Genomic DNA, 18,185 nt, shown 5'->3' with positions numbered 1-18,185 from the left:
GCGAGTTTCGTCGGTCGGCGATACTGTCGTTGAACCTGCCAGGAACCTGATGGCAAGACAGTTCAGGTCCCGCGTCGCGAGAGCCTTTTGAACAGCTCCATGTCGTTTTTCAAACCCAATTTGCGGTAAGCCGTCAGCTTCTGCGCACTCACGGTTTTGACGCTGCGTTCGAACATGATTGCAATCTGGGTCACGGTCATTCCACTGATACACAACCGCAGCACTTCTCGCTCGCGCAGCGATAGCATCGGATGACCGAGTAGCTGTGTGCCAGGATGGTCGGCCTGCACGCCTGCGCCGGAAACCGACTGACACTGGCTAGCGTCGGCCACGGAGCCGGTGCAGCAATACGACTCACCGGCCGCTACCGCGCGGACCGCTTCGACATAAACACCCAAGGGCTGGGTCTTGCTGACCACGCCATGTCCGCCGGCCGTTAACAGAAGGCTCGCCACGGCGGTGTTGGGCTGTGCCATCAGGACGAGGACTTTCAAGGCCGGATAGTCTTTGTTCAGCGTCTTGATGAGCCCGATGCTGTCGCTGTGATTCAGCCTGTGGTCCATCAATAACAGGTCCAGCTCGCCTTGATCGGCAGCCTGCAAGGCATGCCCGGCGCTGCGATACGAACCTACCACGATCATGCCCGATTGACTGGCGAGGTGGTTGCACAGGCCGTAACGCACGACTTCCTGCTCATCGAGCACCCCAACCCTGATAGTGTTCAACACGGCTTGATTCCCTTTCCCGATAAGCAGCCTGTCCCTTGGCATGGGGAAGGATGGGTCGTTTGACAGATGACAGAAATGGTTCGAAGCATCTTCGGAGTCTCTCGAAAGGCGCTCTCAAAAAAAGCGAATGCCGGCTGACCTGCATTCTGGTTGCTCGCAGACTATCGATTTCATTGCGGGCGATCCCTAGGATTTGTCTCAAATTGCACAGCCGCTCATGTCCCCTCCGCAGAGGCGACGCCTGCCCTTGATGCCCCCTATTGAACTCAGCCCACGAACACGACTATTCGTGTCTGACGTCGCTCAACCTTGCGCCTTGAGCCGGTAATACTCGGCCATGAAATCGACAAATGCCCTGACTTTGGCGGGCAGATGTCGGGCATGGGGATACAACGCGTAGTAATGGCGCACACCGAGGGTGTAGTCCGGAAGAATCCGCACCAGCCTCCCGGCCTGCAGGTCGTCCTGCACCGTGGCTAACGTAAAAGCCGCGATGCCGCCGCCCGCCAGTGCACAAGCGTGCAACGCGGCGATGGTATCGGTGTGAAAGCTGCTGTCGGGCGTGACGGATATCGGCTCGTCCCGCTCATTGATCAGTGACCATTGAGCCGTGCCGGCAAATGTCAGCAGCCGGTGCTCGCCCAGTTCGGCGACGCTACGCGGCAAGCCGTGCCTGAATACATAGGCCGACGAGGCGACCAGAACCATGGGCGAAACCGTGAGCAACCGCGCGACCAGACTGCTGTCGGCTAACGGGCCACAAATGCGAATGGCGACATCGAAGCCATCGGCCACCAGATCGACGAAAGGGTCCGAGCAGGACAGGTCGACCTGAATATCCGGGTAGCGCTGCTGGAACGCTGGCAACCACTGGGCCAGCTCCAGCGTACCGACCACCAGAGGAGCACTGATGCGCAATAAGCCGGAAGGTCGTTCCTGCTCCAGAGTGACGGCCTGCGCCGCCGCATCGACGCGATCCAGAATGTCCACGCACGCCGCGTAATAACGTTCGCCGGCGGCGCTGAGGCTCATGCGCCGGGTATTGCGGTTGATCAGACGCACGCCGAGCGTGCACTCCAGATGCTGCAAGTGTCGCGACACTGAGGAATGAGTCGTGTCCAGCCGCTCGGCAGCGGCGGAAAAACCCTGGGCCTCGACAATGCAACGAAATACACGCATGGCGAACATCTGATTCATAGGTTTAGCGCACCGGTAATTTAACGATCTGGGCCGTGGTCAGCACATCGCCGAAGGTGTCCTCGACTTCGGCCAATGCGGCCTTGTGCAATGCATCTTTGTCGATCTTGTCACCGTTGACCCGGGTAATGTCGCGAGTGGCCGACGCATCGGAGGCGACGATGACGTTGTAGCCAAGGGGCGCAGCGTCACGGGCGGCGCCGGCAACACAAGCGTGGGTCATCAGACCGGAAATGATCAGGGTCTTGATGCCAGCACTCTTCAGGCGCTTGTCCAGGTCGGTGCTGGCGAACACGCTGACGCTGGTTTTCTGCACAACCGAGTCCTTGGCCCGCGGCAGCATGTCCGGGTGGAACTTCACGGTGTCCCCATCAATGGCAAACACCGCGGAACCTGCCGGTGCAACGTGCTGGACGTGATAGACCGGCATCTTGTGGCTGTCGGCGAACTTGATCAGCTCACGCGTCTTGGCCAACGCCTCGGCGCCGTCGGGAATCGGCATGCGCCCCGTGAAATATTCGTTCTGGAAGTCGATCACCAGCAGTGCGGATTTGCCGGCAGGCAACTCGCTGACCGGTTTGGCGCCGGACATGGCGCGAATGGTGGGATGGCCTTCGGCCAAGGCACCCGCGCTGGCAACTATGCCAGAAAATGCACAGGCAGCAAGAAAACGACGAGTCAAACGTGGCATGGGGCATTTCCTTTTCGATTGATTGAGAAAGGGAATGCTAGGAAGGTACGCCTTGTTTGAACACATCACGTACAGCACAGATTCTGTGCTGTTTTTGCACAAACGAACCCGCTCTTCGCCTACCACTGACAACGCATCGAGTTTGGCGCCAATCATTTTCTTCGCTGATGGCAATTCGCAACCAATTAAATGAACGAATCAGCTCCGTCTAGAATCAATAGGGGCAGCGTCCAGCGCGTGTATCGCTGCCAGCCCATCATTTGATTATTGGAGAAAACTGCATGCCTCTTAGTGACACCATTCACAGAGCATTGCTAAGCGCGGAAGAGCGTTCCTCTATCGCCGAAATTGAGGCAACTACCAACATTTTACAGCTCGTCACACGCATGACAGGAACGCGCTTCGCGGCGATCGCAAAATTCACGGAAACGGAATGGATAGTCTGCTCCGCGTACGACCCAATCGAGTTGGGCATCCACACCGGCGATACGCTGGAACTGGAGACCACGCTCTGCAGTGAATTCCGAAGAGATCCCCAAGTGCTTTTCGTCCCGAAAATAAGTAAAGACGGCAGGTTCGCCACACGCCCGGTTGTGAAGCAATACATGATTGAAAGCTACGCCGGTGCACCTATTTTCCTGCCCGACGGACAACTCTGGGGTGCGCTGTGTGCTTTGGATTCAAGGGCGGTGATATTCGACGACCCGGATCTGGCCGACACTTTAGGCCTGTTCGCGAGACTCATCGGGTGCATCTTTTACTCGAATTTGACAGAGGCCGGGAGCGGTTACGGCAAGACGGGATCGGGTGTTACGGATTAGTGATAACTACCTCTACAACGATTCAACCAGCTCACCGATAATCGAGTTTCAGATAGGCGAGTCCGACTGCCTCTGAAGCTCGTCCCCTGATCCCCGTTCCGGCTGACGAGTCGTGCAACTGAAGCCCTTCGTGCTTTTGTGAGGCCGCGCGCGCCCAAACAATGGAGGTCGCCATGCGTATGTACTGCTACAAGGGGCCGCGGTGATGGCCTCAGGCTTGTTTTTTACTCTTGGTCCATCCGCACACCATCAAGGCCAAGCCCGGAATCCAGAAGGCCGGCGCCGTGATGGCGAAACCACAAACAGCCAACGGTAAGCCTGTCAAAAACAATGGATCTCGAAACGCCTTTTCCATAGCAACCTCTCCTTAACTTCTCTCATAAACCACAAGGCCTGCCGGTGTACGGCCCTGGAAAGGGTGTCGACTCAAAACCAACTCAGCAGGCGAAGTACCCTCGCGAATGCTCGTTCACTCGCGAAGCACGTTAAAACCAACCCCGCTCCCATGACGGTGAATAGGACCCCGCCCACTCCTTTGATGGCGATTAAAAATAATCCCAGCGTCATGACCGCGACACCAAGTGCGCAAAGCGCTTTCCTGCTCGGCTTCTGCTCAGGATATCGATCAAACATTCATTGCCTCCAGGTCACTGCGCATCGGACAACTGTAGCCCACGTGCGCCTATACGCGCTTATCGCCGTACGCCAAAGAAAGCATTGAGCGCCACTGGCCGGGGGCAGCATGAACGCAGCACTGAAACTCTGTCAGGCAATGCACGACGCGCAGTTGGCTCCGATGGTGAGCGAGAGCGCGCAGGAAGTGGCTCGGGCTGAGTGGCTGTGCAACGCGACCGAGCAGTTGGTGCAATCCGGCTGCGACGTCTCGTGGCGAGCGGCCAGGAATACGAGGGAATCGCGCGCGGGCTGTACGAATCGCGCGAGGGCGTGAAGTCTGAACAGGTCGGGATCATCCTTAACCACGGGATTGGGTACTCACAGACTCCTTGATCGGCGCCAACGGCCTCACCGAAATCAAAACAAAGCTGCCAAAGCTGCAGGTCGAGGTAATCCTCGGCGGCGAAATCCCGAAAGAGCACATCGCCCAATGCGAGGGTGGCTTGTGGGTCTCGGAACGCGAGTGGATCGACTTTGTCTGCTACTGGCCGGGCATGTCGCTGTTCATCAAGCGCGCCTGCCGCGACGAAGCAATGATCCGCAAGCTCTCGGAGCGGGTGAAAACCTTCTACGAGATCCTTGAGGATCGCATGAACCAGGTACTGGGGATCGCAGCATGATCAGCAACCACCTCAACCTCGTCGAGCAGTACCGACCGGACGCCGAGTCGATCTCTGAACGGATCGCGCAGTACCTGGCCGCCGGCGGGCGAATCGATCAACTGAAAAGCCCGCCGCGCAATCCGATCCCACCGCCCCGCTCGAAGAAAATAGACCCTGAAACGGTCCTCAAGCGGCGGCCGAAGCCGATATCGGCCGCTGACCGCAAGGCTCTGCGCAAAATGGCGGACTCGCTATGAAGTCGAAACGCAAACCCAACAACGGTCTCGCCCGGGCCGAACGCAGCTGCCGGGCGCTGCTGCGCACCAACCACGTCGCGGTGGTGAACATCGACCCCAGCGGCAGCCAGATCATGGCGAACTGGAAGAGCTGCAAGCAGATCCGCAGCCTGGCGATCGCCAACGCGATATTCGATTTCTCCTACCGATGGACGTTCTACATCGCCGCCATGTGTCGAGACGAGCGCGGCGCCGAGTACATCAAATCCGTCGAGATCTCGCCGGAAGGCATCTACAAGGTCGAGCGCCTGACCGATGCCATCGAGCATTACTACCTGGAACTGCGCAACAGCGCGAACCCGAATCATCTGGTGGCGTCGGGCTGGATCGCCATTCCCGACGAAATATCGATGGACGAAGCCCAAGCCGCGAAGCTGTTCTACGCCGCCGGCGCCTGGCATCAGGTGAAGGTCGCAGCGTGAGACGTTTTCACACCCAACAACGCAAACGACAGACTTGGCTGGACCTGCCGGCCAGCGGAATTCAAGAGGTAGGACATGGCCAAGAGCAATGCGCAATTGCAGAAGGACAAGCGCGCCAAGGAGAAGGCGCTGCTCGATCAGATCGGCGCCGAGAAGCGATCGCTGATTGTTTCGAAGGCGCTCGATGATGCGCTGCTAATCCTCGGCGAGCGTCACGGCTTCGAGGAATGGCAAGAGACGGTATCCAGATTTATCATCAACTTGGCGGCAGCGCCGACCGAAGATTTAGAGCGCTTCGTGAGCATGTCGCGACCGGAACTGGTAATTAATGAGAAGTGGTCGCGTAAGCTTGAGGCCTTTGCCGCAACCGGCGTGGAAAACCATCTTTAAATCGTACCTGGATTAACTTCCCACTATGGGAATATTAATTTCTGCAAAAAACGGGTGAATTGATTCTAGCCCCTCAGAAACATCTGATCGAATCTGCTCGATCGACGTGTATGTGGTTAATGACACTTTGATTGAAAGCTTTATGAGCTTACCAATCGCATCTTCCATTTCCACGATGGCCTCGTCCAGCTTTATGATGGCTGCACTTTTAGTGCCGTAGAAGTCTTTTGTAGTTGCGACGATTCTCTCCCCTTCCTTGTTGTATCGGTCTTGCATTTGCTCAAACATGCTGACTTGCTGGTGAAGGAGTTGCAATTGATGAGTTTTGTAGTCTGACAGCTTCGTCTCGATTAATTGTTCAGATTGCAGAGATGAAAGCGCATCAAATTCAGTCGACTGTGTGACAAGTAACTCTTTTTGAAGCTGGATTGTGCGCAACAGCGCAAACAGGGTGACTAGTGATATAACAGGACCAAACACACCACCAAAAAAGGAACCAAACGCAGACCAACTCTCTGCCTTCCTTGATACATCGCCATCAAAGATGGTGGAATAAAAATAGAGCAGCGAAAAAAGCAATAGAAAAATAACTGCTAGCCCTACGTTTACTAAAACCCCAAATTTACTGTTGCTTTTTCCGCCCATCATTCATCGCCCCCTTGCAGATCATCCGTAATACCCCAACCCAAACCAAATTGCCACCACAGGTCACGGAGGGCAGCGCCTGACTGGAGATAATCCATGAGCCACAACTGCGAGTACGTCCGAAAGCACTATCAGGTGCCCGCCGAAATAGGCCGCCGCGTTATCGCCTACGGCAAGCCCGGCGTCGCCGAGACGCTACCGCTAAAAGAGTGGCAGGTCCTGCCGTTTAAGCATGACTGGGACGATCTCGACTGGAACCGGGAAGCTCGCGAAGACCTGGTCAGGGTCTGGGCGGCTACTCGAGGTCAGGCCAAATACAAGGCCTATGAACAGCTCCAGGATTACTGCCACAGCATCAAGGCGATGCTCCATTTCAAAGTACGTCGCGCATGAGCTGCCTCAAATTGTTTGCACGAAAACTGATCGACATCTGGATGGAAATCACCTCAAAAGTCTTTCTCCCACCTCAACATAGATAGGTTTAAGCATATCATCCATATATCGCTCGACGCTTTCTTTGTTGTCACCTATCCATTGAGACAAGTCATCAAAAAGATCGACTGCGTCCGTAGCGATTTTATCCTTGAATTTTTCAGAAGACTCAGTTCTTGACCATCTCAAAAACGAATCGATGCAGCTACAGCAGCGACTACCTAACACGAAGACCTTTTCAAAATCACTCCAGACACTTTCGCCCCACATAACTTTGCACTCAAAAGCAACAGTTCTTATTTCAGAGCAAATTGCTTGAAGCTCCTTGAGCTCACGTCTTACCTCATCCAGCAGATCTTGCCGCGTCCCTTCCTTACCGACCTGCAACCTCATACGACTGACAAGATACCTAGTTAACTCGCACCCTCGCACCGAGCTAAACTTATACCGAAGCATTGTAAGTGCTACACGCCTAGACAGTTCATGATCAGACGTAGCAACCACTTGAGATTTCCATGCATTATAACCTGCAGCAGCCAAGCAAACTGCAAGTACTGTTGCAATGGAACTCGCGACTTCTAATAAATCGTGAACATTATCGACTTTAAAAAAATTTGTGCTTATTGGCACTCCACCCCAAATGGCTCCAACCGAAAATAGTAGTAAGCAACCTACCCAAACAAGCCAATCCTTTTTCAATTCGCCTCTCCAAAAATTTAATTCGCATGATTATGCCGAAGCTCACTGCTTCAGGCGAGGATCCCCTATGTCCGCACAACAGAAGAAACACCCCTTCGATTTCAAAACTCAATACGGACTCGGCTTCAGCACTCAGGACGATGAGATCGTTGTCGACTTCTTCTGCGGTGGCGGCGGCGCCGGTACCGGGCTGGTGAAATGGGATTGGGCCGCGCGGTGAATGTCGCGAAGAACCACAGCCCCAAGCGATCAGCATGCACACCGTGAATCACCCGGGCGCGGTGCACTACACCACCGAAGTATTCGAGGGTGATCCGGACACCGAGTGCGGCGGCAAGGCCGTTGGCTGGTTCCACATGTCGCCCGGCTGCACGCACCACAGCCAAGCCGCCGGTGGACAGCCGCGCAAACGCGAGATCCGGAACCTGTCGTGGATCGGGTTGAAGTGGGCCGGCAAGAAGAAGCCGCGCGTGATCAGCTTGGAGAACGTGAAACAGATCCTCCAGCGGGGGCCGCTGATCGCCAAGCGCTGCAAGGCAACCGGCCGTGTGATGAAGTTGGGCGGCGCCATTGCCGAGCCTGGCGAAGTAGTACCGTCCACCAGCAGTTCCTGGTGCCTGACCTGAAGCGCCGCAGGCAAACTTGGGCAGTGTTCGTCGCCGAGCTGAAACGCCTGGGCTACGTCGTCCAATGGCGGGTCATCAAGGCCTGCGACTTCGGCGCGCCGACCAGCCCCGAGCGACTGTTCATGATCGCCCGTTGCGACGGCCAGCCGATTGTTTGGCCTGAGCCGACCCACGCGAAGAACCCAGCCAAAGGCCAAAAGAAGTGGCGCACCGCCGCCGAGTGCATCGACTGCACCATCCCGAGCAAAAGCATTTTCGACCGGGCAAAACCGCTGGCACCGGCCACCCTGCGCCGAATCGCCAAGGGCATGAAGAAGTTCGTCATCGATGCTGCTGACCCGTTCATTGTGCCGGTCGCGAACTGGTCGGGTGAAAGTGTTCAGTCCGCCCATGACCCACTGCGCACCGTGACATCTTGGCGGCGCGGCGGATCGTTCGCCATGGCGAGCCCGATCATTGCACCGGCCACCCATCAAGGTAGCGATCGGTCAACGATCCACACGCGCCGCTGCCGACGGTGACCCGCGCGAAGCGCGGCGAGCTGATGCTGATCAGCCCGGTACTGGTTGGCCGGTGGGCCGGAGTACAGCGGCAAGCCTGCGACAGCGGACCAGCCGGCAGGGACATTGGTGACCCAGAACCATCGTGCGATCGCTGCCGCGCATCTGGTGAAGTTCAGGTTTGCGGATGAAGGCAAGGCGCTCGACGAGCCGCTACCGACCATCACCAGCGGCGGCAAATACCAGCGCCCTGCCGGGGCCGCCCACGCCATAGGTATCTCAACAGTGTTCATGGCGCAGATGAATGGTAAAACCACGGATGCCAAAAGCGTCGAAGACCCGATGACTACGGTGACCAACACCCGCAGCCAGCAGCAGCTGGTGACGGCGAACCTGATGCACTTGCGCGGCAACTGTGATGCGCGAGACGCGAACGATCCGCTGCACACCATCAGCGCCGGCCAAGGCGTGGATGAACCGGCGCCGACCATCACGGCGGGCGGTGGCGGCAAGAGTTCGCTGGTCGAGCTGCAGCTCTCGCCAGAGATTGAGGCCGGCGCACTGCGGGTCGCGGCATTCCTGATCAGCTACTACGGCACCGAGAACATGAGCGCCGCCGACGCGCCAGCACCAACGATCACCACCAAGGATCGGCTGGGACTGGTTACCGTCACCATCAAAGGCGCGCCCTACGTGATCATCGATATCTGCTTACGCATGCTGCAACCGGCCGAGCTGTACAAGGCTCAGGGCTTCCCTGCCGACTACATCATCAGCCGGGGCGCCGACGGGAAGCCTTTCAACAAGACCCAGCAAGTGCACATGTGCGGCAACAGCGTCAGCCCGCCGCCGATGGCTGCACTAGCGCAGGCAAATAATCCCTGGCGACAGCCGAAGACTCGGCAACAGGCTGCTTAGGAGGCCCCCCTTTGTAAAAGTATTCTATTTCAGGACATACAAAGTACCCCCTACTCGCGTCTACAAGCTTCCACTCTTTGAGCACTAAAGCCAACGTCTTATTTAGGAACAATTTACTCGAAATTAAAATACATTCATCAGGATAGACAGTATCTCGTAAAACTGACGCATAGCTAGCACGTAATTTTTTATCTATTTTTGAATTTGCAACAAACTTCGCAACCCTCGCATAACGCTGTACCAAAGTAATACAAAGACTATTATCTGTAACCTCTTTGATATGCTTTTCGGCAGCTTTCATTTGCAAATCTTTGTCGAGACTTGCGAATTCACCATAGTTTTCACATAAAGTCTCCGAAAGCTCTTCTGCGTAAGATTGCCCTTCCCCATCATCTCTAAAGTGTTTCTCGCAATAGCTTTCCAACTGAGACAACAGGTGAAAAAAAGTATTTTCAAACCTTTCTTCTTCCAACAGCTTTTGCTGAGACCTCATAAAGCCAGTTGTCTTTCTAGATTCCATAGTTTGAATCAACGTAGTCCTCAATAAAACCAAAAGAGCCAAAAAGCTCAACACCGGATTAGTTAAGCCACCTATAAAATCACCTATCTGCCCAATATTTTCAGGGACGCTAAACTTATTTTCCCCAAAATAAAAAAATAGACATACAACAAACAAGACGAACACCAAAGCCACCCAAACAACAAGTCCGGTATCAAGCGGCTGAACGTCCTCGTCATGTTCCATCTTTTTTATTTTTAGCCAGAAATAGAATGATAAGCAACATAGCATCCCGATCAACATCAGTAATCCATTAACCAAATTCACAGCCACCTCCATATAAAGTGGCTTAAGGCTATCACGAATAATAAAGGCGTTCACCCACCTCCTCCCCATGCCCACAATCTACATCGACAAAACCTTGGTATCCCCATGCCCACAGAAAAAAAACCGGCCGAGCCTCTACAGATTGAGCGTTCGACAGTTACGAAGCTGGTGATCACCGGCGCGCCGCGTCTCGACCCGATTCCGTGTTCCTCGATGACTTCGGCCGGAGCGATTGCCCGACTGAGTCAGATCCGAGCTACCAGACCGCCCAAGGCAAGATCACCATCAACTGATGGGACAACAGCTGAAACGCCTACTGGGCGGTATGGGCCAGCGAACCGTTGCGCAGTTTGTCGCCGACTGTGACTGGCATTACGTTCTGAATTGTTTGGATCGCGGGATTAGCCCCACTTTGTTCAGCGGCGGCGCCCTCCATGCGCTGGCCAAGAAGTGCATCGTTCAGCGCCGGCGGCAACAGACAGGTCGCCATGATGGGAGTTCGGCGAGCTGAGTAAAGACGAAGCCCGTCAGCTTTGGAGTGACATCGACGAACTGCGCGGCATAGAAAGCGCTAACGAATGCTGGCATCAAAGCAGGCTGTTGACCGAACTGTTCGGAGATGAATGGCTTTCCCCGCTCGACGGAAAGGCAGTCGGGGAAACCATAAATTCACGTACCTGCACCGGGTTTTCGAGGCGGTACAGCAGGCTTTACGCCAGGAACAGCAGCGGGTGACGCCATGAACGCCCTCGCCTGGTTCGCCTATGTGTACTGCTACAAGGGGCCGCGGTGATGAACCATCAGCCCAAAGGCGGAATGTGCGCAACCTGCGCCCACGCCCATCGCAGTTGCAGCCACCTTCCCTTCAGCACCATGCCACCGCTTTCCCGCGACGGGCAGACGGTGATCGTGCGCTGCACTGACTTTCAGAGGCGCCAGCGATGAAGTGCCTAGTCAGCGTCCGCACCGAGGAACTGACCGGCCCGGCGCTGGACTGGGCAATCAACGCAATCGAGGGTGATCAGCAGCCAGCCGCCGGTCAGCTGCAACTGTTCGCCCTACCCGACGCCGACCACCTGATCACCAAGTACGGCGACTGGTGCGAAGTTGGACACCGTCACCCTCGGCTGGCTGACGCGACCAACGACCCATGCAACCGCCAGCCCGGCGAAACCCGAACCATCGCAGTGTTCCGCGCCGTGGTCTTCGCCAAGCGCGGCGCAAGCGTGAAAGTACCTGCCGAGCTTGTTCAGCAGTAACCCCTCCCCTACTCAACAGCCTACCGGTGTACGGCGGGCGAAGGAGGCTTTCGCCTATGAAAACGCGAGAACTCACCCATGCCCGCCTTTTGGAAAAGCTGCATTACGATCCCGAAACTGGTCGATTCACCCGGCGCCCACCGAACCACAAGCGGCGCATCGGCCAATTCGACAAGAATGGCTACATCACGATAGCGGTTGATCGAGTCAAGCACCAAGCGCACCGCCTGGCTTGGCTGTACATGACGGGCGAGCATCCAGATGAAGACCTGCATGTCGATCACATCAACCGCATTCGCGACGACAACAGGTAGATCAACCTTCGCCAAACCACACCGGACGATGACTGCAACAACCGCGAGTATGGCGGCGGTGGCAACAGCGCCGGGCGCGGAGCAAGTGGAATCCACGGCGTGTACTGGGATGGCCGGAAAGAACGCTGGCACGTCCAAATGCAATGTCGCGGGAAATACTTCTACGGCGGCTACCACTCAACCATCGAAAGCGCTCGGGTACTTATATGGAGCAGCTTGATCCGTTTATTGGCGATATGCCGCTGACCCACATCGACGACGACGCCCTCGCGCCTTACATCCAGTCGAAGCTGAATCCAGCGGTAGGGAAACCGGTCACGAACCGGACAGTGAATATCGCGCTTCAACGGGTCATCCGTGTGCTGAACCTCTGCGCGCGAAAGTGGCGTGACGAGGAGCGACGGCCGCTGCTGGACGTGGTGCCGATGATTTCCCTGCTGGACGAGAAGACGAACAGCCGAAAGCCCTACCCGCTTTCATGGGAAGAGCAGTCGATCCTGTTCGCCGAACTCCCAGCGCACCTTCAGACCATGGCCATGTTCAAGGTCAACACAGGTTGCCGGGAGCAGGAAGTTTGCAAGCTACAGTGGAATTGGGAGATTGCGGTACCGGAGCTGGGAACGAGCGTGTTCCTGATACCGGCGGGATTTGGCGGAAGGAGCGCCAGGTCTGGCGTGAAGAACCGAGACGAACGTCTGGTCGTGATGAATGACGTTGCCAAGTCTGTGATCGAGAAGCAGCGCGGCAAGCATCTGCTCTACGTCTTCCCGTTCGGCAAGCCAGATGGTGAGGGGAATGAAACGACAGTTCACCGCATGAATGACTCGGCCTGGAAGAAGGCGCGGATCCGAGCGGCGAAGAAGTGGCAGGAGAAATTCTTGCGGCCGGCAAATGACGGCTTTGCCAGAATCCGAATTCACGACTTGAAGCACACCTTTGGGAGAAGGCTGCGTGCGGCTGGCGTGACTGAGGAGGATCGCAAAGCATTGCTCGGCCACAAGAACGGGAGCATCACCAGCCACTACTCGGCAGCGGAATTGGATCAACTCATTGCGGCGGCAAATAAGGTATCAGCAACCGACTCGCGCGCACCAGCGCTGACGATTCTGAAAAGGAGGGAAGCATGATCGAAAATGCCAAGGCCACTCGGAAAGTCACTACGGCAGAAACAACAAAGCCGCTCGAAAGCGGCTAAGTCATTGAAAAATATGGTCGGGACGGAGTGATTCGAACACTCGACCCCTAGCACCCCATGCTAGTGCGCTACCGGACTGCGCTACGCCCCGACTGATGTTGCATGTGTTCTTCAGCTTCGAAGAACGCTCAAGAATATATCGCAAGCATTTGAAAACTGGAAGTATTCAAACGCAGCTTTTTATTTCTTGAGTACCACCAGTACGTCTTCCAGCTCGGCAATCATCTGCCGAATCATTTGTTTGTACTGGGTGGTGTCGTCTTTGGCTTCGTCGCCGGACAAGCGCAGACGTGCGCCGCCGATGGTGAAACCCTGATCGTAAAGGAGCGCGCGGATCTGCCGGATCATCAGCACGTCCTGGCGCTGATAATACCGGCGGTTTCCGCGGCGTTTGACGGGGTTTAGCTGAGGAAACTCCTGCTCCCAGTAGCGCAGCACGTGTGGCTTTACGGCACACAGCTCGCTGACTTCACCGATGGTGAAGTAGCGTTTGCCCGGGATGACGGGTAGTTCGTCGTTATGACTTGGTTCCAGCATAAGCCTCAACTCGGGCCTTCAACTTCTGCCCTGGACGAAAGGTGACCACACGGCGAGCCGTGATCGGAATTTCTTCCCCCGTTTTCGGGTTGCGGCCAGGCCGCTGGCGTTTGTCCCGAAGGTCGAAATTGCCGAAACCGGACAATTTGACCTGCTCGTTGTCTTCAAGAGCGTGCCTGATTTCCTCGAAAAACAGTTCGACCAATTCCTTGGCTTCCCGCTTGTTCAGGCCCAGCTCTTCATACAGACGTTCCGCCATCTCAGCTTTCGTCAAAGCCCCCATACGTCACTTCCTTAACGTGGCGTTCAACCTTTGTTCGAGCGAGGTGAGGATATTTTGCGTCGTCGAATTCACCTCATCGTCATTAAGAGTGCGCGATGGATGCTGCCAGGTCAAGCCAACTGCAAGGCTTTTTCTATCAGGATCAATGCCTTTACCCTGATACACGTCAAACAGCCTGAGATCTGTGAGCCATTCGCCTGCATTTTCACGGATTACGTCCAGTACCGCCGCGGACGCGACCTCTTTGTGCGCGATCAGTGCAAGGTCACGACGCACTTCAGGAAAGCGCGACAACTCGTGGAATTTCGGCATTTTACCGAGTGCCACTTCCGCCAGAACCAGCTCGAAAACGAACACAGGACGGTCCAGACCCAACGCTTTCGACAGCTCAGGGTGAATGGCGCCAATGAAACCCACTTCGCGACCTTCGCGTTCGATGCGCGCGGTTTGACCCGGGTGCAGCGCCGGATGTTTGCCCGGTGCGAAGGTGAACGAATCCAGTGCACCGGCGAAGCCAAGTACCGCTTCCACGTCGGCTTTGACGTCGAAGAAATCAACGGTGTCGCGACCTTGCGCCCAGCCTTCCGGCAGACGGCTACCGCAGACAACACCGGAGAGCATCGGCTCTTGCTTCAGGCCTTCGAGCTGACCGACAAAGCGCAGACCGCTTTCGAACAGACGCACGCGATCCTGTTGACGGTTGAGGTTGTGCTGCAATGCCTTGACCAGACCCGGCCACAGCGACGAGCGCATGGCGGCCATGTCATTGGAGATCGGATTGGCCAGCAGCAGCGGCTCGACGCCGGGGTTGAACAGTTCGAACTGCTTCGGATCGATGAAGCTATAGGTGATCGCTTCCTGATAGCCACGTGCTACCAACAGGCGACGCAGCTCAGGCAGGTCGCTACGCGCTTCAGCCTTGGCTTGCGGCGCCAGACGCGCTTGCGGGTAACGAACCGGCAGGCGGTTGTAGCCGTACAGACGGGCCAGCTCTTCGATCAGGTCGACTTCCAGGCTGATATCGAAGCGATGGCTTGGCACTTCTACGCGCCACTGCCCTGCCCCCTCGGCACTGATGGTCAGACCCAGCGCGCCGAGCAGACGCTCGACCTGCGCCGAATCCATCTCCATGCCGAGCATCTGCGTGATGCGCTGGGCACGCAAAGTGATCGGTGCGATCGACGGCAGATGCGCCTCGCTGACGGTTTCGATGATCGGGCCCGCTTCGCCACCGGTGATGTCCAGCAGCAGGCCAGTGGCGCGCTCCATGGCTTCACGGGCCAGTTGCCAGTCGACGCCACGCTCGTAGCGGTGCGACGCGTCGGTGTGCAGGCCATAGGAACGGGCCTTGCCCGCCACAGCGATCTGATCGAAGAACGCCGATTCAAGGAATACGTCGCGCGTGGTCGCAGACACACCGCTGTGCTCGCCGCCCATGACACCGGCAATCGCCAGCGCGCGGGTGTGGTCGGCGATGACCAGCGTATCGCTGCGCAGGCTGACTTCCTGCCCGTCGAGCAGTACCAGCTTCTCGCCGTCTTCGGCCATGCGCACACGGATGCCGCCATTGATCTCGGCAAGATCGAAGGCGTGCAACGGCTGACCCAGTTCAAGCATCACGTAGTTGGTGATGTCGACGGCCGCATCGATGCTGCGCACGTCGGCGCGACGCAGACGCTCAACCATCCACAGCGGCGTTGGCCTGGACAGGTCAACATTGCGGATCACGCGCCCCAGGTAACGTGGGCAGGCGGCTGGCGCCAGCACTTCGACAGGACGCACTTCGTCGTGTACGGCAGGAACCGCCGCCACCACAGGACGGGTTACCGGCGCGGCATACAGCGCGCCGACTTCGCGGGCCAAACCAGCGAGGGACAGGCAGTCGCCACGGTTCGGGGTCAGGTCGACCTCGATGCTGGCGTCTTCCAGGTCCAGATACACGCGGATGTCTTCGCCCACCGGCGCATCGGCCGGCAGCTCCATCAGACCATCGTTGCCTTCGCCAATCTGCAACTCGGCTTGCGAGCACAGCATGCCGTTGGACTCAACGCCGCGCAGCTTGGCCTTCTTGATCTTGAAATCGCCTGGCAGCTCGGCACCGATCATGGCGAACGGAATCTTCAGGCCCGGACGCACGTTTGGCGCACCGCACACGACCTGGAAGGTTTCCGCGCCATTGCTGACCTGGCACACGCGCAACTTGTCGGCATCCGGGTGTTGCTCGGTGCTCAGCACCTCGCCCACCACCACGCCACTGAATACACCGGCGGCCGGAGTGACGCTATCGACCTCAAGACCGGCCATCGACAGACGGGCAACCAGCTCGTCGCGATTTACCTGCGGGCTAACCCAGCCACGCAGCCATTGTTCACTGAATTTCATCCTGCTCTCCTAAGAATTCGTTACGACTAGCGAAATTGCGCGAGGAACCGCAAGTCGTTGTCGAAGAACAGACGCAAGTCGTTCACGCCGTAACGGAGCATGGCCAGACGCTCGACGCCCATGCCGAAAGCAAAGCCGGAAAATTCTTCCGGATCGATGCCAGACATGCGCAGCACGTTCGGGTGAACCATGCCGCAGCCCATCACTTCCAGCCAGCCGGTCTGCTTACAGACGCGGCAGCCTTTACCGCTGCACATCACGCACTCCATATCGACTTCAGCGGAGGGCTCGGTGAACGGGAAGTACGAAGGACGGAATCGCACGGCCAGTTCTTTCTCGAAGAACACCCGCAGGAACTCTTCGATGGTGCCTTTGAGATCGGCAAAATTGATGTCGCGATCGACCAGCAGGCCTTCAACCTGATGGAACATCGGCGAATGGGTGATATCGGAGTCGCTGCGGTACACACGGCCTGGGCAGACGATGCGGATCGGCGGCTGTTTCGATTCCATGGTGCGGACCTGGACCGGCGAGGTATGGGTGCGCAGCAACATGTTGGCATTGAAATAGAAGGTGTCATGCATCGACCGGGCCGGGTGATGGCCTGGGATGTTGAGCGCTTCAAAGTTGTGATAATCGTCTTCGACCTCAGGGCCTTCGGCGATGCCGTAGCCGATGCGGGTGAAGAACTGTTCGACACGTTCCAGAGTCCGGGTGACCGGATGCAGACCACCGGAGGTCTGGCCACGGCCCGGCAATGTCACGTCGATGGACTCGGCGGACAGTTTGGCAGCCAGTTCGGCTTCTTCAAACAGCGCCATGCGCGCATTGAGAACGCCTGTAACACGTTCCTTGGCAACGTTGATCAGGGCGCCGACTTGCGGACGCTCTTCTGCTGGCAAATTCCCCAAGGTCTTCATCACCTGAGTCAATTCGCCCTTCTTGCCAAGGTATTGAACCCGGATTTGCTCCAGGGCATTGATGTCTTCAGCGCTTTGCACAGCCTCTAGTGCTTGAGAGACCAGCGCATCCAGGTTTTCCATGTACAGACTCCAGATACAAAATAGGGGAAGAGCTTGAAGGCTCTTCCCCTATTTATGACGTTTAACACCTGACCCCACAGAGGTGAGGCCGGGTGACTGTCGGGGGTACTTAAGCCAAGGTGGCTTTAGCTTTCTCGACAATCGCAGCAAACGCCGCTTTTTCGTTCACTGCCAGATCAGCCAGAACCTTACGGTCGATCTCGATGGACGCTTTTTTCAGGCCAGCGATGAAACGGCTGTAGGACAGACCGTTAACACGAGCACCAGCGTTGATACGAGCGATCCACAGAGCGCGGAACTGACGTTTTTTCTGACGACGGTCACGGTAGGCGTATTGGCCTGCCTTGATTACCGCTTGCTTGGCAACACGGAATACGCGGGAGCGTGCGCCGTAGTAGCCTTTAGCAAGTTTCAGAATTTTTTTGTGACGCTTACGGGCAATGACGCCACGCTTTACACGAGCCATGAGTTACTTCCTCTATTCTTGACTAAATTAACGAAGGCGCAGCATGCGCTCGACTTTTGCCACGTCAGACGGATGCAGCAAGCTGCTACCGCGCAGTTGACGCTTACGCTTGGTCGACATTTTAGTCAGGATGTGGCTCTTGAAAGCGTGCTTGTGCTTGATGCCGTTAGCAGTTTTCAGAAACCGCTTGGCAGCACCACTTTTGGTTTTCATTTTTGGCATGTTCGGATACTCCGCA

General features: G+C 56.6%; 20 protein-coding genes, 1 tRNA gene and 3 pseudogenes. 10 read left to right on the top strand and 14 right to left on the bottom strand.

The features are described from left to right. Nucleotides 1-62: 62 nt before the first annotated feature. From HU765_RS20305 to HU765_RS20295, 3 genes are all read right to left on the bottom strand, one after another. Nucleotides 63-728, bottom strand: a complete 666-nt coding sequence (locus HU765_RS20305; protein WP_186622531.1) for a response regulator transcription factor — start codon at nt 726-728, stop codon at nt 63-65. Nucleotides 729-1,031: 303 nt separating this feature from the next. Then, on the bottom strand, nt 1,032-1,925 hold the full coding sequence (locus HU765_RS20300) for a LysR family transcriptional regulator (protein ID WP_186622530.1): 894 nt from the start codon (nt 1,923-1,925) through the stop codon (nt 1,032-1,034). Between the two features lie 4 nt (nt 1,926-1,929). Beyond that, nucleotides 1,930-2,616 carry an isochorismatase family protein gene (locus HU765_RS20295; RefSeq protein WP_186622529.1) on the bottom strand — a complete coding sequence of 229 codons (687 nt, stop codon included), beginning with the start codon at nt 2,614-2,616 and terminating at the stop codon, nt 1,930-1,932. A gap of 281 nt (nt 2,617-2,897) precedes the next feature. Here HU765_RS20295 and HU765_RS20290 point away from each other — a divergent pair, with 281 nt between their 5' ends. Next, nucleotides 2,898-3,437, top strand: a complete 540-nt coding sequence (locus tag HU765_RS20290) for a GAF domain-containing protein (RefSeq protein WP_186552401.1) — start codon at nt 2,898-2,900, stop codon at nt 3,435-3,437. Nucleotides 3,438-3,648: 211 nt separating this feature from the next. Here the strand turns inward: HU765_RS20290 and HU765_RS20285 are convergent, their stop codons facing one another. Then, nucleotides 3,649-3,792 carry a hypothetical protein gene (locus HU765_RS20285; protein ID WP_186622528.1) on the bottom strand — a complete coding sequence of 48 codons (144 nt, stop codon included), beginning with the start codon at nt 3,790-3,792 and terminating at the stop codon, nt 3,649-3,651. Nucleotides 3,793-4,331: 539 nt separating this feature from the next. Between HU765_RS20285 and HU765_RS20280 the strand changes: the two are divergent. From HU765_RS20280 to HU765_RS20265, 4 genes and pseudogenes are all read left to right on the top strand, one after another. Beyond that, nucleotides 4,332-4,732: pseudogene (locus HU765_RS20280) on the top strand (YqaJ viral recombinase family protein); the annotation flags it as partial. Beyond that, nucleotides 4,729-4,971: a hypothetical protein gene (locus HU765_RS20275; RefSeq protein ID WP_186622527.1), complete on the top strand. Its 243-nt coding sequence runs from the start codon at nt 4,729-4,731 to the stop codon at nt 4,969-4,971. The pseudogene HU765_RS20280 and the gene HU765_RS20275, both read left to right, overlap by 4 nt. Next, entirely contained in the window at nt 4,968-5,432 is a 465-nt protein-coding gene (locus HU765_RS20270; protein WP_186622526.1) for a hypothetical protein, read from the top strand. Before HU765_RS20275 ends, HU765_RS20270 begins: the two co-directional genes overlap by 4 nt. 75 nt (nt 5,433-5,507) lie before the next feature. After that, nucleotides 5,508-5,822 (top strand): hypothetical protein, encoded by a 315-nt coding sequence (locus HU765_RS20265; RefSeq protein WP_186622525.1) that lies wholly within the window; start codon nt 5,508-5,510, stop codon nt 5,820-5,822. A gap of 12 nt (nt 5,823-5,834) precedes the next feature. Here the strand turns inward: HU765_RS20265 and HU765_RS20260 are convergent, their stop codons facing one another. Then, complete coding sequence (locus HU765_RS20260) at nt 5,835-6,470, bottom strand: hypothetical protein (RefSeq protein WP_186622523.1); 636 nt, start codon at nt 6,468-6,470, stop codon at nt 5,835-5,837. Nucleotides 6,471-6,563: 93 nt separating this feature from the next. Here HU765_RS20260 and HU765_RS20255 point away from each other — a divergent pair, with 93 nt between their 5' ends. Further along, nucleotides 6,564-6,860, top strand: a complete 297-nt coding sequence (locus HU765_RS20255; RefSeq protein ID WP_186622522.1) for a hypothetical protein — start codon at nt 6,564-6,566, stop codon at nt 6,858-6,860. Nucleotides 6,861-6,908: 48 nt separating this feature from the next. Here the strand turns inward: HU765_RS20255 and HU765_RS20250 are convergent, their stop codons facing one another. Next, the gene (locus HU765_RS20250; RefSeq protein WP_186622521.1) at nt 6,909-7,598 is read right to left on the bottom strand and encodes a hypothetical protein; all 690 of its coding nucleotides are present in this window, start codon (nt 7,596-7,598) and stop codon (nt 6,909-6,911) included. Nucleotides 7,599-7,665: 67 nt separating this feature from the next. Here HU765_RS20250 and HU765_RS20245 point away from each other — a divergent pair. Then, nucleotides 7,666-9,642: pseudogene (locus HU765_RS20245) on the top strand (DNA cytosine methyltransferase). Here HU765_RS20245 and HU765_RS20240 read toward each other — a convergent pair. Further along, nucleotides 9,563-10,522 (bottom strand): hypothetical protein, encoded by a 960-nt coding sequence (locus tag HU765_RS20240; protein ID WP_186622520.1) that lies wholly within the window; start codon nt 10,520-10,522, stop codon nt 9,563-9,565. The pseudogene HU765_RS20245 and the gene HU765_RS20240 overlap by 80 nt on opposite strands. Before the next feature lie 887 nt (nt 10,523-11,409). Here HU765_RS20240 and HU765_RS20235 point away from each other — a divergent pair. The 3 genes and pseudogenes from HU765_RS20235 to HU765_RS20220 all read left to right on the top strand — a co-directional run. Beyond that, a complete protein-coding gene (locus HU765_RS20235) occupies nt 11,410-11,727 on the top strand; it encodes a hypothetical protein (protein ID WP_186622519.1) in 318 nt (105 codons plus the stop codon). Nucleotides 11,728-11,783: 56 nt separating this feature from the next. Beyond that, nucleotides 11,784-12,041 carry an HNH endonuclease gene (locus HU765_RS20230; RefSeq protein ID WP_186622518.1) on the top strand — a complete coding sequence of 86 codons (258 nt, stop codon included), beginning with the start codon at nt 11,784-11,786 and terminating at the stop codon, nt 12,039-12,041. Between the two features lie 203 nt (nt 12,042-12,244). Beyond that, a pseudogene (locus tag HU765_RS20220) lies at nt 12,245-13,168 on the top strand (tyrosine-type recombinase/integrase); the annotation flags it as partial. Between the two features lie 82 nt (nt 13,169-13,250). Here the strand turns inward: HU765_RS20220 and HU765_RS20215 are convergent. From HU765_RS20215 to rpmI, 7 genes are all read right to left on the bottom strand, one after another. Further along, nucleotides 13,251-13,327: transfer RNA gene (locus tag HU765_RS20215), tRNA-Pro, on the bottom strand. Nucleotides 13,328-13,416: 89 nt separating this feature from the next. Beyond that, a complete protein-coding gene (locus HU765_RS20210; RefSeq protein ID WP_003179985.1) occupies nt 13,417-13,773 on the bottom strand; it encodes a MerR family transcriptional regulator in 357 nt (118 codons plus the stop codon). Continuing rightward, entirely contained in the window at nt 13,754-14,056 is a 303-nt protein-coding gene (ihfA, locus tag HU765_RS20205) for an integration host factor subunit alpha (protein ID WP_002553164.1), read from the bottom strand. The genes HU765_RS20210 and ihfA overlap by 20 nt, the downstream gene beginning before the upstream one ends. A 3-nt stretch (nt 14,057-14,059) precedes the next feature. Continuing rightward, the gene (pheT, locus tag HU765_RS20200) at nt 14,060-16,438 is read right to left on the bottom strand and encodes a phenylalanine--tRNA ligase subunit beta (protein ID WP_186622516.1); all 2,379 of its coding nucleotides are present in this window, start codon (nt 16,436-16,438) and stop codon (nt 14,060-14,062) included. 26 nt (nt 16,439-16,464) lie between these two features. Further along, nucleotides 16,465-17,481: a phenylalanine--tRNA ligase subunit alpha gene (gene pheS, locus HU765_RS20195; protein ID WP_003226365.1), complete on the bottom strand. Its 1,017-nt coding sequence runs from the start codon at nt 17,479-17,481 to the stop codon at nt 16,465-16,467. 109 nt (nt 17,482-17,590) lie between these two features. Continuing rightward, the gene (gene rplT / locus HU765_RS20190; protein ID WP_002553161.1) at nt 17,591-17,947 is read right to left on the bottom strand and encodes a 50S ribosomal protein L20; all 357 of its coding nucleotides are present in this window, start codon (nt 17,945-17,947) and stop codon (nt 17,591-17,593) included. 27 nt (nt 17,948-17,974) lie between these two features. Beyond that, nucleotides 17,975-18,169, bottom strand: a complete 195-nt coding sequence (gene rpmI / locus HU765_RS20185) for a 50S ribosomal protein L35 (RefSeq protein WP_002553160.1) — start codon at nt 18,167-18,169, stop codon at nt 17,975-17,977. Nucleotides 18,170-18,185 lie beyond the last annotated feature (16 nt).

Source organism: Pseudomonas sp. SWRI81 (assembly GCF_014268545.1).
Classification (GTDB): domain Bacteria; phylum Pseudomonadota; class Gammaproteobacteria; order Pseudomonadales; family Pseudomonadaceae; genus Aquipseudomonas; species Aquipseudomonas hamedanensis.
Note: the sequence above shows the minus strand (reverse complement) of the source record. Positions and strands in the feature narration are given on the sequence as shown.

Coding starts and splice junctions, on each gene's coding strand:
- HU765_RS20255 (WP_186622522.1), top strand. CDS start 6,564: ATGAGCCACAACTGCGAGTACGTCCGAAAGCACTATCAGGTGCCCGCC.
- HU765_RS20300 (WP_186622530.1), bottom strand. CDS start 1,925: ATGAATCAGATGTTCGCCATGCGTGTATTTCGTTGCATTGTCGAGGCC.
- HU765_RS20270 (WP_186622526.1), top strand. CDS start 4,968: ATGAAGTCGAAACGCAAACCCAACAACGGTCTCGCCCGGGCCGAACGC.
- HU765_RS20290 (WP_186552401.1), top strand. CDS start 2,898: ATGCCTCTTAGTGACACCATTCACAGAGCATTGCTAAGCGCGGAAGAG.
- HU765_RS20295 (WP_186622529.1), bottom strand. CDS start 2,616: ATGCCACGTTTGACTCGTCGTTTTCTTGCTGCCTGTGCATTTTCTGGC.
- HU765_RS20235 (WP_186622519.1), top strand. CDS start 11,410: ATGAAGTGCCTAGTCAGCGTCCGCACCGAGGAACTGACCGGCCCGGCG.
- HU765_RS20210 (WP_003179985.1), bottom strand. CDS start 13,773: ATGCTGGAACCAAGTCATAACGACGAACTACCCGTCATCCCGGGCAAA.
- HU765_RS20260 (WP_186622523.1), bottom strand. CDS start 6,470: ATGATGGGCGGAAAAAGCAACAGTAAATTTGGGGTTTTAGTAAACGTA.
- ihfA (WP_002553164.1), bottom strand. CDS start 14,056: ATGGGGGCTTTGACGAAAGCTGAGATGGCGGAACGTCTGTATGAAGAG.
- HU765_RS20285 (WP_186622528.1), bottom strand. CDS start 3,792: ATGGAAAAGGCGTTTCGAGATCCATTGTTTTTGACAGGCTTACCGTTG.
- rpmI (WP_002553160.1), bottom strand. CDS start 18,169: ATGCCAAAAATGAAAACCAAAAGTGGTGCTGCCAAGCGGTTTCTGAAA.
- HU765_RS20230 (WP_186622518.1), top strand. CDS start 11,784: ATGAAAACGCGAGAACTCACCCATGCCCGCCTTTTGGAAAAGCTGCAT.
- pheT (WP_186622516.1), bottom strand. CDS start 16,438: ATGAAATTCAGTGAACAATGGCTGCGTGGCTGGGTTAGCCCGCAGGTA.
- rplT (WP_002553161.1), bottom strand. CDS start 17,947: ATGGCTCGTGTAAAGCGTGGCGTCATTGCCCGTAAGCGTCACAAAAAA.
- HU765_RS20275 (WP_186622527.1), top strand. CDS start 4,729: ATGATCAGCAACCACCTCAACCTCGTCGAGCAGTACCGACCGGACGCC.
- pheS (WP_003226365.1), bottom strand. CDS start 17,481: ATGGAAAACCTGGATGCGCTGGTCTCTCAAGCACTAGAGGCTGTGCAA.
- HU765_RS20265 (WP_186622525.1), top strand. CDS start 5,508: ATGGCCAAGAGCAATGCGCAATTGCAGAAGGACAAGCGCGCCAAGGAG.